Source organism: Bacteroidales bacterium (assembly GCA_035647615.1).
Classification (GTDB): Bacteria; Bacteroidota; Bacteroidia; order Bacteroidales; family 4484-276; genus SABY01.
The window spans coordinates 137,436-152,313 of the sequence record DASRND010000007.1; the positions used below are offsets into that span (position 1 = coordinate 137,436).

The 14,878-nt window shown below is 40.7% G+C and carries 8 protein-coding genes; 4 read left to right on the forward strand and 4 right to left on the reverse strand.

The window, feature by feature from the left end; genetic code table 11:
* Positions 1-3: 3 nt before the first annotated feature.
* Genes VFC92_03470 through VFC92_03480 form a run of 3 tightly spaced genes read right to left on the reverse strand, consistent with a single transcriptional unit; the run spans position 4 to position 1,429 of the window.
* Positions 4-588 carry a DUF1788 domain-containing protein gene (locus VFC92_03470; GenBank protein HZK07239.1) on the reverse strand — a complete coding sequence of 195 codons (585 nt, stop codon included), beginning with the start codon at positions 586-588 and terminating at the stop codon, positions 4-6.
* Complete coding sequence (locus VFC92_03475; protein HZK07240.1) at positions 582-1,202, reverse strand: DUF1819 family protein; 621 nt, start codon at positions 1,200-1,202, stop codon at positions 582-584. The genes VFC92_03470 and VFC92_03475 overlap by 7 nt, the downstream gene beginning before the upstream one ends.
* The gene (locus tag VFC92_03480; GenBank protein ID HZK07241.1) at positions 1,199-1,429 is read right to left on the reverse strand and encodes a helix-turn-helix transcriptional regulator; all 231 of its coding nucleotides are present in this window, start codon (positions 1,427-1,429) and stop codon (positions 1,199-1,201) included. The genes VFC92_03475 and VFC92_03480 overlap by 4 nt, the downstream gene beginning before the upstream one ends.
* 450 nt (positions 1,430-1,879) lie before the next feature.
* Between VFC92_03480 and VFC92_03485 the strand changes: the two genes are divergently transcribed.
* From VFC92_03485 to VFC92_03500, 4 genes are all read left to right on the forward strand, one after another.
* A complete protein-coding gene (locus VFC92_03485; protein ID HZK07242.1) occupies positions 1,880-8,038 on the forward strand; it encodes a right-handed parallel beta-helix repeat-containing protein in 6,159 nt (2,052 codons plus the stop codon).
* A gap of 440 nt (positions 8,039-8,478) precedes the next feature.
* Positions 8,479-8,766 carry a hypothetical protein gene (locus VFC92_03490; GenBank protein ID HZK07243.1) on the forward strand — a complete coding sequence of 96 codons (288 nt, stop codon included), beginning with the start codon at positions 8,479-8,481 and terminating at the stop codon, positions 8,764-8,766.
* 60 nt (positions 8,767-8,826) lie between these two features.
* Positions 8,827-9,141 (forward strand): hypothetical protein, encoded by a 315-nt coding sequence (locus tag VFC92_03495; protein HZK07244.1) that lies wholly within the window; start codon positions 8,827-8,829, stop codon positions 9,139-9,141.
* A 65-nt stretch (positions 9,142-9,206) separates the two neighbouring features.
* A complete protein-coding gene (locus VFC92_03500) occupies positions 9,207-13,484 on the forward strand; it encodes an Ig-like domain-containing protein (GenBank protein ID HZK07245.1) in 4,278 nt (1,425 codons plus the stop codon).
* A 447-nt stretch (positions 13,485-13,931) separates the two neighbouring features.
* Here the strand turns inward: VFC92_03500 and VFC92_03505 are convergent, their stop codons facing one another.
* The gene (locus tag VFC92_03505) at positions 13,932-14,792 is read right to left on the reverse strand and encodes a toprim domain-containing protein (protein HZK07246.1); all 861 of its coding nucleotides are present in this window, start codon (positions 14,790-14,792) and stop codon (positions 13,932-13,934) included.
* Positions 14,793-14,878: the final 86 nt, after the last annotated feature.

Genomic DNA, 14,878 nt, shown 5'->3' on the forward strand with positions numbered 1-14,878 from the left:
TTTTTAGATTTTGTATTTATCGATATTGAAAGCCCTGTAATAATTATCGTCTTTTAGCAGCCCGAATAATTCCAAAGACTGACCATTGTATTTTCCCGGAAAAAACATCAGGGTAGGTGCGTCTTTTGCAATATTCTGCAGGTTATTTAAAATGTTGTGCGAACGAAGAAAAGGAAACACCTGTCCAACTCCCGTGATGAAATACACCTTTGCTGCACTTGCGTCAATCATTGCCTTTAAGCGAGGCATAAAAACTTCGTTGATATCTATTATGGCCTGAAGGGTGGTTTTAAATTCGTCTTTGTTCAGCTCTTTCTCCAAATCAAACACTTCCCCCTCCCCCAATTCCTCTTCAAGCACCTGCAAGCTGATATCGTACAGGTTTAATTCGAGCACCTTGATACCAATATTCTCAAGGCGGTTGACAAGCCCTTTCATTGCTTTTGTTACTTCCAGTTCCTGCTCGGGATTGTAAGCGGAAATAAAAAAGGGTATCTCCCCACCCAGTGCTTTCATGCTCAGAAAATTTCCTTCCTGTATCACCTTTAGCAGGTGTTCAAATTTTTGTCCAATATTCTCTTTTACCATTTCTGTAATTCTTTTTCTATGTCATGATCACTAAGTAAGAACAAGCGTAACCAATTGGGATTGTCAGATAAGATGACATGCTTTAACTCTTCTGAAGGAAACTGTGGCTGGATCATCCTTGTATGAATTGAGTCGATCAGGCCTCCTTCTTCAACGATTTTGAATACATGCTGCTTTCCCTTTTTAAGCGTGGCTTCAGCAAATTGAGCAATCTCCGGATGAAGATCCGTTTTGCTGTTGAAGAAAGAGCGGTAGTCCGCATCAGTCAGCTCCAGATCAAACACTAAATATTTCTCGCGGACAACTTCAATTACAAAGTCAGCAATGTATGGATAGACCTTGCAACATGAAAGGAGTGCAATCTGCGCTTGTTGGTGAGATCCTGTTCTGGTAAATAAATCGATTTGCGCCGGGGTTAAGGCTTCATAGCGTTTGATGTATTCCTGTAAAATGCGCTTGTTCGTCCGCGATTTCCGGCTGCTAAAATCTTCTATGAGATCATCAATGTCAATGGGTTTAGTGCTTTGCTGGAACATTTCGACCGCCTGCCTGAAGTCATCCAACCTCAAGGTAGTTGCGGTAAATGAAAAGCCATATTCTTGTAATTCGTTCATCTTAATCGCTCAATGGGTGTGTCAAAAATATCACTCAGCCTCTTTAGGTTTTCTTCATTGGGCTTTACCTTGTTGTTTGCCCAGTTGCTCAGCGTTACCTCAGAAACACCCAGCTTTTCAGCAAGCCATTTTTGCCTGTAGCCTTTTACTTTAATTAAGTCTTTCAGAATGCTCACTTTAAGATTTATTAAATTTAAGCTTCCAAAGATAGATAAAAAAGAATGCATGCTGAAACGCTTAGCAATAGATCGGAAAGTGTCGAATCACCCAAAACCGGACGAAAGGTCGAATTTTGTAGAGGTCGGGTTTTCTGCAGAGCAGAATTACTTGAATCTTGGTCGCATGAACTGGAGGTAAAATGCACCCATGCGAGGGCATTATTTTTCACAATTGCAACATTCTTATTTAAAATGAAAATAAATTACTGATTTTTGAAAATACGTTAGTCCTGAAAATCCCTACGTACTTTCGATGGGAAGCATCATTCGTCCTGAAATTCCAGCTTTAATGTCTTAACGCTTTTTTCCGCTGTATTTGCTGATGTTATTTTTCTGTACTTTTGATGTGATTTTAAAACGATTTAATTGAATTTGAAACAATGCTATTAAATTTGAAACAGAATTGTTGAGGAAACATCAAAGTTGCAGCACAAGATCATTAACCTAAAAACAAAAAAAATGAAACGTGTTTATCTATTTGGAGTATTGTCGTTTTTCTTTTCTTTTTCAACAGCCTTTGCGCAGATTGTTTACGTAACACCAGAGGGATCCGGAGCAATGGATGGGAGCTCATGGAGCAATGCACTGGATGGGAATGGTGCGGCGGGGGATGGTTACACCAGGCTGGCAGATACAATGCGGCTGGCAACTTCCGGAACACATTTCTGGATAGCAGAAGGAACTTACAAACCCTGCGCAGATGATGACCGGGAAAAATCATTTGAACTGTCTCAAAACGTCAAGATTTATGGTGGTTTTTTGGGAAATGAAACCTCTATGGCTGACAGAAACTGGAACCTCCATTTGTCTATACTTAGCGGAGACATTGGCGTTACGGGAGTAGCAACTGATAATACAATTCATGTGGTCACCACACTGGGTTCAGGCTGGAGTCAGTTTTCTACCTTAGATGGATTGGTGATCAGGGATGGGTATGCTTTCGATCCATTAACACCGTTTACCAGCCCTGTCCGAACAGGTGCAGGCATTTATGCCAGCAATAAACTACAATTACAAAACTGTACAATAACGGGCAATTCGTGCCAGCAAAGCGGAGGAGGGATATTATCATCCGGAATACTGAATATAAACAACTGCATTTTTACATTTAACACAGCATCTTCTGGTGCTGCGATCGCTGTCAGATCTTCATCCACTTTTAATATCTCTTGTTCAAAAATTGTTCAGAATACCTCATCGTATAGTGGGGGCGGAATAACAACAGATGGTATTTCGAAAATAACAAATTGTCTGATTACAAATAATTCTGCTTCAAATGGTGGTGGAATTCTGATAATGGGAAGCAATACAACTATTTCGTCCTCTACAATAGCTAATAATGGGCTTGGCGTCTTTGTTTGGGCTAGCAGCTCGGGTATAATCCGTAATTCAATTATTTCAGGAGGATCAATCGGTTTAATGTCAGTTAGCTCATCGGTTGATTGTAAATATACCTGTGTTGAAGGTAATATAGTAGGTGAAGGTAATATTAATCAGAATCCATTGTTTGTTAGTCCTACCCTTGTGAATGGGCCCAGCGGCAATGGCTTGGCAGCCAATTGGCGTTTACGCTGGTGTTCGCCCTGTTTTGAAGCCGGGAACAACACGATGATACCGCCAGACGTTGCAACAGATATAGAAGGTAACACCCGGATTCGTTATTCGGCAGTTGACATGGGAGCATATGAACTGGATACAACCGGGCTGATCCAAATTAGTGTGGACTTTACTAACAACACGATTTATGTTTCCGATAGTTCGAACTATTCAGGAGATGGATCAACCTGGCAAAATGCCCTTGCAGGAAATATGGAAAGCTGCAAATATCCGGGGCAGTCGGTACTATATGAAACTATGAAAGATGCAATCAATGGTACTGAGATATGGATTAAAAAAGGAATATATAAAAATAGCCTACTTGGGAATCGAAACCATTCATTTACTGTTGGCAACGGTGTAATAGTTTACGGCGGCTTTCTCGGAAATGAATCTTCTCCAAGCCAACGAAATTTACAAATCAATAAAACCATTTTTAGTGGGAATATTGGGGATACATTATTAAGTACCGATAATAGCATCCATGTGCTGAATATCAATCCTACAGGAGAGGCTTATACAGATTCTGCCAGAATTGATGGAGTTACTGTTGCGGATGGATATGCAAACGGTGCTGATGGTGCCGGAATTCTTATAAATCCCAACACAAAAATAAGGTGTAATAATCTTGAAATAAAAAACAATACATCTTCTGGAAATGGGGCTGGAATGAAAATCAATGCACTGGCAGGGGTGCGCATAACCAACAGTCTTGTTGCAAATAATACCGGAGTTGGAATTTACAATCTGGGCAAAATCCTCCTTGATTCGTGTTCTTTAAAACTCAACAGCACTACCGGTGTTTATAGCGCAGACAGCCTATTTATAAACTATTGCAGCATCGACAGCAATTTAACCAGTGGCATCATCAATGCCGCCTATTGTAAAATTACCGATGGATCGTTGAAAGGGAATAAAAGTGGTATATGGAATAAACCGGGGGCGACGTTTTATCTGAACAATTGCAACGTGTCGGGCAATGCAACCGGGGGAGGGATCCTCAACAATGGATCGTTGGTAATCACAGGCAGTACCATCAATTACAATTCAGTAAACAGCTCGGGATCTGGTATAAATAACTCAGCCACTGCAACGTGTTCCGTTTCTCATTCAACCCTTGCCTACAATGGCGGTGGGGGTGCAGTTAACTATGGTGTATTCAATATAGAGTGCAGTTCAATTTGCAACAATACGGGTGGATACGGTGGAGGCCTCTATAATCCGACCATTGTTAAAAACTGTATTGTTGCCAATAATACAAAATCAAGTGTTTATACGTCTGGTGGGGGTATCTGGGTCGGCTCAGGCTGCCAGGGAGTTTTTAATACAACAGTGGCAAATAATACGGGCGAGGGGATATCCTCTTCAACCATGAATGGATGGGGAGGGTTGATAATTAATCCAGAGATATTTTTAATCAAAAATTCCATTATTTATGGCAATGAAACTCAGCTTTCAGGTAATTTTAATATTTCTAATTCATGTTCTGCTGGTATCGAACAAAGTAACAGTAATATTTTTGATGATCCACAATGGATAAATCCTTCAATAGGAATAGGCACTGCATTTAGTGGAGTTCTTGCAGACTGGAGTCTGCAGAATTGTTCTCCTTGTGTAAATAATGGGAATAATACCTTTTTATCACCTTCAGATACCACTGATGCTTTAGGAAATACGCGTTTGATGTATGGAGTAGTTGATATGGGTGGTGTCGAGTCGCAAGTACCCCCTGTGAACGATATTTTGTATGAAGGAGGAATTGTCTACATAAATGATTCAGCTAATGAAGAAGGGAATGGAACATCCTGGAGTAATTCGGCCCCTGGTAATGCACCAAGTTGCAAGTACATGGGATATAACATGCTTTACCAGGCGATGCGAGATGCACCGGCCGGTTACCAGGTATGGATAAAAGGAGGATTTTTTAAGGTTTCGAATGATGATGACCGTAACAAGTCTTTTCTGATAGAACCGAAGCTTCAGGTGTATGGAGGATTTGCCGGAAATGAAAATACACTTTCCCAACGCAACCCATCTTCAAATCAAACAATTCTTTCAGGAAATATAGGCATTATAACTGACAGCCTGGATAATTCCTACCATGTTATGATTTCTCTAGCCTCGCCAACTATATGGAATGATACCGCACTACTTGACAACATAACCATTCAAGACGGAATGGCTGATGGCGCTGCTGATAAGATTTGTGGAGGAGGTATATTACTAAACACAAACTGTAGGTTAAAGATGACTTATTGCAAGATAATTTCAAATTCGTGTTTAGGAAGAGGAAACCCAAATATTCCTACATATACCGGTGGTGGTGGGATAATGAATAAGGGAATATTGATGATGGAGAATTGCGAAGTTTCCAAAAATAAAGCAGTTTATCTTGGTGGTGGCATTTTCAGTAACTGCGACTTATCATTGAAAAATTGTTTAATCGATGGTAATAAAATCACCTTCCCCGGTGGAGGATGGTTTCCGCAATGGGGAGGTGGTGGGATATATAATTATATTACCGGTAATCTGACTGTAGATTCCTGCACAATAAAAAATAATACGACCCAAAACAACCTGCATGCCGGAGGAATCTACAACAAAGGCAGGCTTGAGCTTGAGCGTTCAACCATTGAAGGAAATTTTTCGGGAAGAGATGGAGGGGGAATGTATTCAATGGGACCGACAAGTATTAATCACTGCCATTTTACAAACAATCAATCAGCTTTTTATGGTGGAGCAATTGTCGCCACAGACACACTTAAAATTGATAGTTGTCTTTTTGATTATAATATAGGCTGCAGCCAACCAACTATTGTCACCTCGGGTGTGAGCATTATTTCCAATTCTGAACTCAGTCACAGCATTATGACATGCCAGGCCGGTAGGGCAGGAGGCATATTCAGTAATGGCAAAACAAGAGTTATTAATTGTAATATTCATTCCCACGACACCCACGGCATACAACTAGAAGGTTCAGGCGGCATGTTCAATATCGTAATAATATTCACAGACTCTGATGGAGGTGGAATCCAGCACCAAGGCGACACTCTGTGGGTTGAGAATTGCAATATTCATCACAACATTGCAGGTGGTGGTGGTGGAATTGCCGTTTATTCTGGTGTGGCCTATGTTCTTGATACTAAAATAGTAAACAATTTTACTGCCGTTGGTGCGGCTATAAGAAACAAAGCAAAAGTATATGTTTCCAATTGCCTAATTGCAAATAACTCCTATTATAATGGTGGCCTTTTCCAGAATGTGAGCAATAGTAATATGGAAATAATAAATTCTACTATTTCAAACAACATGAGTCTATCGACTGCGAATGATAATGCATTACTATATCATGGCGAATATCAAAATTATACCGAGAACCAATTTCAATTCACTAATTGCATTATTCAATCGCAATCTTCGCTAACAGGTTTTTACCCTGGCTCTGCCGGCAGTGAACTTATTAACTATTCCAACGTAACAGGAGGTTTTCCCGGCATTGGTAATATCAATTCAGATCCATTATTTGTAAACCCGACAGCAGGAATCGATACTACGACGAACGCACTACTTGCTGACTGGTCACTCTCTGCTTGTTCTCCTTGCATAAATATAGGAAATGATACTGTAGTTTCTGATACCCTTGATCTTGGCGGGAATGTCCGAAAATTCAACCGGGTGGATATGGGTGCTTACGAACTTCAGTACCTGAATACAATTGCTAATGTAAATGCATCTCAGATAGGCCGGACAAACGCATTGGTCGTCTGGGAAACTAGCATTTTACCTTGCCGTACCGCTGTATTTGTAAAAGATACCATTGCTGGGCAGCCTGCTATCGACAATGTCGGTTTATACTCGCCAAATATTCAATTCGGGTCAGGCTCACAAATTGATGGCTGGTTTTGCGTGTATAATGACATAAACGATTCGGTTGCAATTACTGGACTTGTTGAAGGAACAAAATACAGGGTTGCTGTTTTCAACTATGTCCTAAACCAATTTTATGATGCTCCCGTCTTTCTCAATTTTATTACTGAAAAAACTGAGTTGCCGGATATCACAAAAATATTCGGCGAAGCTTCGTTCTTACTTTCTGCTTCTGCAGTTTCTGGTATCAACAGTTTTGAATATACCATTGACAATCCTTCTGTAGCATCAGTCGCAGGAAATCTGGTAACAATTAATGGTTGTGGCTTAGCGCAGATTAAAGCCAGGCACAACGGAAATAATATTTATTTGTCTGATAGTACAACTGCAGTCCTCACAATTAACTTCTATTTGCCAGATCCTGAATCAATTTCGGGTCCTTCAGTAGTTTATCAGGGACAAAATCAAATAACTTACAGTATTCCGGAAATCACTTATGCCACCTCCTACATCTGGACTTTACCAACCGGGGCAACCGGAACAAGTTCTACAAATAGTATTGATGTTGACTTTGGCCTGTCTGCCATTTCTGGCAATATTACCGTTATGGGAACGAATGACTGCGGTGATGGTGCAGTCTCGACATTAGCAATTACTGTTAATGCAATGCCATTTACTCAAATTGTGCATATTCCCAAAGGTTGGTCAGGATTATCATCTTATGTCGATCCGGAAAACCCCGATATCATAGCACTTCTTGAAAGTATTGAGGATGCGATCGTTATTTTGTACAATTATGAAGGAATGTACTTTCCGGCACAAAACATCAATACGGTTCAGGAATGGAATGCCCAAAGTGGATATTTTATTAAAACCCAAAATGAAATCGACTTAACTTTTATGGGGTCAATGGTCGCAAACAAAACAGTGGCATTGGAAACCGGATGGAATCTTATCCCGGTTTTAAATTCCTGTGAAGAAGAGGTGACCACATTGTTTGATGGTTTAGAAGTAATAATGATCAAAGAAGTTGCAGGCTTGAATCTTTATTGGCCTCAATACAACATCAATACCCTGCCGCAGCTCCAAAGCGGCAAAGCATACCTGGTTTTGATGCAAAGCCCCGGAACAATCACTTTTACTGACTGCGAATAATCATTGTATGCTTTGATGATCATCCAAACAAAAAAGGCAACCTCTCAGGCTACCTTTTTTGATAATGAAATTATGGAGTAATGTTGCCACCCCCTCATCTTCCTCCTTAATCCTATTTTTGTGGTTAATAACAGACTGATGAAATTGAAGAACCAAATCTATGAGTTCAATGAAAGCGCCAGTCACCCAGTGAATGCTGCATGATCCTGAAACATTAACCCGAACATTTGTTTTTTGGCCTGGCGTTACCCACGGGGTGACTTACAAAATCAGGTTAAAGGTTTTTTATGTTTTCTCTCATCAAATGTCTGATGTTTTCATGGATAACCAACCAAGTTCGCACAAATTTCTTTATTCATCATGATTCTAAATAGCACCGAGATGTTATTCACATTGGAATAGTATATAATTTTGTTTCCTAAAAAATACTCTTCTGGCAAATGAGGAAAGTTGCAATCACTCAGGCTAATGACATACACCACGGAAAGACGATGGTAAGCTTGCAATGTGAGAAGGATTACAAGCTCATTGGTAAAATGGAAAGCCTGCGAAGCCTTAACCGCAGCCAAAGCCAGGGGTTTTGGTACATCACCGAAAGTGGTTTAAAACAGCAGGGAGCCTTTACATTAGTCTGGGGAATGGTGAGTAGTACAACCACCAAAATTTACAAACTCTCTTCAAAAAAAGATTTAGGTAAAAAAGTAAACCCTCCAGATGATTCCGGCTAAGCTTGCAAAGTTATTTAGAGATAAACGTAATAAAATGATTAAAATAAAAAATGAGGGTTTTTGAAAAAAGCAATCACACTTGCCGACACACTCAAGATTTGTGTGTTCACTATGGCAAAGAGTCAAAATGTATTTCCTCTAACGGCAAACCCTGAGGTTGTTTGCTGCGGTTCGGTTTGTAAACAATTGGTTGATGGTGTTCATGGTATTGTAGGCCGCGATATTGATGCCGATGGGGCAGTGAGTGCAATCGATTTCAACCTCTGGGCGCAGCGATTTGGGCTATCAGGAATTTATAATACTACCGATGCAGATATGGATGGGAATGTGAGCACTTCGGACGTTAATAAGTGGGTAGATAATTTTTGGAACTGATAACAATACCAACAAAACAATAATTTTAAATCTTTGGTGCCAACTAAATAATTAATAATATCATTATGAAAAAGTATTTTCTTTTAATCGCAGTATTTTTTTGCATTGAAATTAATGCAATCGGTCAGCATGCTACAATTGAATACCCATGGGCGCCTTTCAATATGGAGGAATTCCCTACAGCAAGTTATGATTTACTGGACTCCCTCGAGGTGTCAGCGCGGGTGTATTACCTGCGGACAAGGGGATACCTTATTCCCCCACAGACAGGTTACTACAAGTTTTATATGCTTGGCAGTAGTCGCGATTGGTTTAACCTGAGTATTGATTCAATGGAATATCATAAGAGAAAAATTCTTTTTACAAATTATTTTTTCCAATGCAATTCTAATGGGGATGAACCATGGCCCGATACGCTGCCAACAACCAACCATCCCTGTGTAAATTATATCATAGACAGCGTTTTCCTCAATCAAGGGCTACCCTATTATTTTGAGACTTTGCACAAGACTCTAGATAACCTTGGGATTCATGGAGTCCGGTGGACATTGCCGGGTACCAATCTTCTTACCGCCATCAAACACAATCATTTGCGGCCACCCATCCCCAAGCACCTTGGTGCAGAACCTGTACAGGAGATTTTTGAACATGAGTTTACCTGTGATTTTACTGAATTAAAGAGCCGTTCAAGGCCGCCTGACCAAAAGACTACTTTGCATACTTTATCCACACAGAGTCAGGAGAATTTGATGGACAACTATACTACTAGAACCCGTGGATACATCTATCCGGAAGTTAACGGGAACTACTCTTTTTATTTTGCCTGCGATGATGCAGGCCAGTTTTGGCTTAGCCCTGACTCAACAGCAGCGGGAGCACAGTTGAAAAGCTATATCACCGCACCGGATACAAACTGGAACCATAACGTCTCTTCTCAATATCTTGTCGCTCAACAGAAGTACTTTTTCGAGATTCTTCAATATGATAGCACTGGCCCTGGTTATTTCAACCTTGGATGGGGATTACAAGGAGATACCCTGCCCGTCACGGTCAGCTTCACTTACCTTTCAAACTCTTTGGTCAGTGTACTGGCAGATTCCGTCACACTGGCCGGGGAACGAATGTTCCTGATGCCGGACCAGACATGCAACGCTGTCGCGCTTGTCCACCCATGGAACGCGGCAAACGGGGCTCTACAGTTTTCCAGCACGAACCCGATTGTGGCTTCAGTGGATGGAAATGGTTTAGTTTCCGGTAATTCTCCTGGTGAATGCATGATCACTGTCCGGCTGGTTTCCAATCCAAATCTGGCCGATACGATGTACGTCAATGTTAACCGATTATATCTGGAATTATTCAAAGACAGGATGGCTGTGGGATTTGATACGCTGCGAAACACTACGGCGTTTCCCGATGAGCGAATTGCCATTTCTGAACTCAGTACAACCGAGCATCTTTCGACACTGGATTACTTTGCCTCCAGGATCAGGGGATATATACTGACTCCCATAAGCGGGAATTATTCCTTTTTCATGGGTTGCGACGATAAGGGGCAGTTTTGGTTAAGTTCCGATTCGACAGAGGCCAATGCGCAAATGAAAATGGCAACCGATACAGCCTTGTCGGACTGGAACCTGAATACTTCGACCCAATATCTGGCTGCCGGACATAAATATTTTTTCGAACTGCTGCATTACGATTCGGTTTACACGGATAACGCCAGGATTGGATGGATTTTCCCGGGTGATAGTGTAATCATGGTGATTGGATACCCTTACTTACGAAGTATTGAAGACAATGTATCGGTAACAGGCATTTACCTGAAAGAGGAGGCTATACTTGCCTATCCAAATTGGGCTATTACCCCTAATTATTACATAACATCCTGGAATTCAACCAATCAGGAAGTGATTTGGCAAAGCAGTAACAACGCCATTGCCACAGTAAATACAAATGGGACGATAACAACACTCAGTCCCGGAAGTTGCCTAATCATTGCACAGTTGGCACAAGATACGACCTTATCTGATACCTTAACTCTGACAGTTACGGATTACTACGGGCCTTATTTTGTAAAACAGAATGCGGATTTATCTGGTGATGGCCAATCATGGGACAATGCCATCAGCCTGACAAAATTGCTCGAGAAATTGAATCAGGGTACATTATCGCAACAAATCAATGTCTATGTTGCCGAAGGTACCTATAAGCCAACAACCAATTTTGACAGGAATAAATCTTTCATTTTAAATAATGTTAGATTCGCTGGTGGATTTGCCTCATCAAGTATAGGGACAGATACAACAAACCGTGATTATATAAATAGTGAAACTATATTAAGTGGTGAAATAGGTATACCGGACAATACTTATGATAATACCTTTAATGTTGTTGTAACAAGAGGAGCATCAACAATAATTGATGGGGTTACCATAAGAGATGGTCGAGCAAATAGTCTAATCTACGGGGATGGAAATTGGTACGGTTCAAATGAGAATAATGGCGGTGGTATCTATGTTCAATCGGAGAATGCTTTTCTTGTTAATTGCAAAATAATCAACAACTCAGCTATTAATTCAGGAGCTGGCATTTTTTGTGGATATGATTATACTTTATTTAAAGGTAGAAATCTGACTGTACAAAATTGTAAGATTACAGGCAATCTCATACAGCAAGAAGTACAAAATAATGGGGGTACGTTCACGATTGTAGTAAATGGTTATGGTGCAGGTTTATGTGTTGTTCAAGAAGGAAACTGCAATCTGGAAAATTGCATATTTAGCGATAATTCTACGCCATTTGCTAATGGAAAAGCATTGGCAGTTCGCAACAGCCTTGTAAATATTCATAATTGCAGTTTCTTCAATAATTTGGGCAGTAGACAAGATTTATGGACTGAACAGTCTACCTTATACATGAATAATTCTACTATTGTTGGTTCATTTATCTTAGAATTAAACTCAACTTCCATAATTAGAAACTCAACGATTATCGGAGGTGGGTATATTACTTTTGATGGGAATACATTAGTATTTGACAATTCTCTTTGGACTGAACCAAATTTAAGTTTTTATGAAGGAACAACAAATAATAGCTGGCAAGCAAAGTTTAGCATACTCGGCGATTCTTTATTTGGAGCCAATAAAGACAGCATCATTTCAGTCAGCATCCCTGATTATACTACCTGGCTTGATTCGCTTGCATACAATGGTGGCTCCACCCCAACAATGAAATTAAAAAATATACCTAACAACCCGGCTAAAAGCAATGGTAATCCTCTGTACCTGGATTCATTGGATCAACGGGGGTATGTTCGTCACGACAGCGTGAGTATTGGGGCTTATCAATGGATACATCCTACTGATGTCCTGATTACACCTAAGCAGGTGGTGCTCTGTCCTGGCGATTCAATCGGGATTACTTTGGCAATACTACCTTCGCACGCTGACGATACTTCTTGCTTTGTCACCAGTTTAGATGAAAGCATTGCACTTGTCAGCAATTCAAAAATTTATGCTATCAGTCCTGGCTTGGTTGATATTGTTGTGCATACAATGAATGGTAACCAAATGGATACCTGTCATGTAATTGTATTAGGGCTTATTGGAACAGGAACTATCACCGGAGAAACAACCGTTTATCAGGGGCAGGAGTCCGTTACTTATACTGTTGCTGAAATTGAAAATGCGACTTCATACATTTGGACTTTACCAAGCGGAGCGACGGGAACAAGTTCGACAAATAGTATTGATGTTGACTTTGGCCTGTCTGCCATTTCTGGCGATATTACCGTTAAGGGAACGAATGACTGCGGTGATGGTGCAGTTTCGACATTAGCAATTACTGTTAATGCAATGCCTGCTACTCAAATTGTGCATATTCCCAAAGGTTGGTCAGGGTTATCTTCTTATGTCGATCCGGAAAACCCCGATATCATAGCACTTCTCGAAAGTATTGAGGATGCGATCATTATTTTGTACAATTATGAAGGAATGTACTTTCCGGCACAAAACATCAATACGCTTCAGCAATGGAATGCCCCAAGTGGATATTTTATTAAAACCCAAAATGAAATCGACTTAACTTTTCTGGGGTCAGTGGTTGTAAACAAAACAGTGGCATTGGAAGCTGGATGGAATCTTATCCCGGTTTTCAATCCCTGCGGAGAAGAAGTGACCACTTTGTTTGATGGTTTGGATGTTTTAATCATCAAAGAAATTGCAGGCTCGAATCTTTACTGGCCTCAATACAACATCAATACCCTTCAGCAGCTCCAAAGCGGCAAAGCATACCTGGTGTTGATGCAAAGCCCCGGAACAATCACTTTTACTGACTGCGAATAACCATTGTATGCTTTGATGATCATCCAAACAAAAAAAGGCAGCCTCTCAGGCTGCCTTTTTTGATAATGAAATTATGGAGTAGTGTTGTCACACATCTTCCCCCATAATAATATTTTTGCCTCTCAACGCAAGCTGATGAAATCTAAGAACCAAATCCAAACTCTTTTTGTAAAAATTCCTCTGCTCTTGTGCTTGCTGGCGGCAGGGTTTGTACTGCTGGTGCTGATTTTTTATTTTTCTCTGCCCCGCTAACACTTCCGCGATCCCACGGGCACAGTAGTACGTACTTTTGATGGATAGATGATGGGCGCACGCATCGCCGATGAGGGACAATGGCGCTTCCTGTCCACAGCGCAGGTTCCAGGAAAATTCGTCGCAAGCATATGTTTAGGACCAGTAGTAAATATGGCAATATTGAAGGAGGCTATATGTCTGTCTAGCGGTTTATTATGATTTTCGTTTTTGCGACTGCATTAAAAATTCATTAAAATCATTGTGCTCTGGGTAAACTTTGCCAGCGTAGTTCACTACATAAGAATGATTCTGCTTAACAGTTTTGGCAGTTCTACTTCCGGTATCGTCGTTGTCAAAAAAGAGGTTAATCCTTTTGTAATTTTTCAGAAGTGGCAGCACTTCACCTGCATGTACCGTCGAGTTTAAGATGATAGAATCGAGTTTTGGAACATCCGTTTTAAAATATGTGAGTGCTGATAGAAAATCAAAAAACCCCTCGAACAAGTTTAGCTGATCATGCCACCGGCCCGGGATAGTTGTATAGTATGCCGGCGAAACTGCTATCTTGTTGTAAAGGTTCCTTAAGGCATACCCGCCCCGATCGTTTTTAAAGGCCAGGCTGAAATATTTTGCATCTCTCACTCTGTAATACATTTCTACAAGGTAAAGCCGGGCTATGCTAACAGGGATACAACGATGGTCGAGATATTGTATTAACGCCCGGTTTTGAACGGGTTGCACGTGCAAAACATCTACACCGTCGGAAAAGTCTTTTTGCTGGTCGAAAGAAAAAAACTTAAGGTTGTTCCCGCCAATTATCTGTAAAGCTCCAGCGGTATTGGTGTTGTGCATGAGTTGCACCAGCTTCACCAGGTCGCCGCCAGTGTCGAGTGCTTTATCATACCACAAGTTGTTGAGTATGTCCACCACGAAAGATGGGTTTTGTTCCTGCTTACCGTTCCGGGGCAATGGTGAAAGATACCACCAATGGCCGGGGAATTTGCGTTTCGGCTGTTGCCCTATGGCATTCAAAAATACCGTTATTTCTATTTTTTTCGCTTCCTGACAATTCATTTTCTTTCTTTTTTTCGATTGCAATTATTATTCTACTAAAGGGTATTATCCTCAAAACCTGTAAATACTGTAAATACTGTAAATTC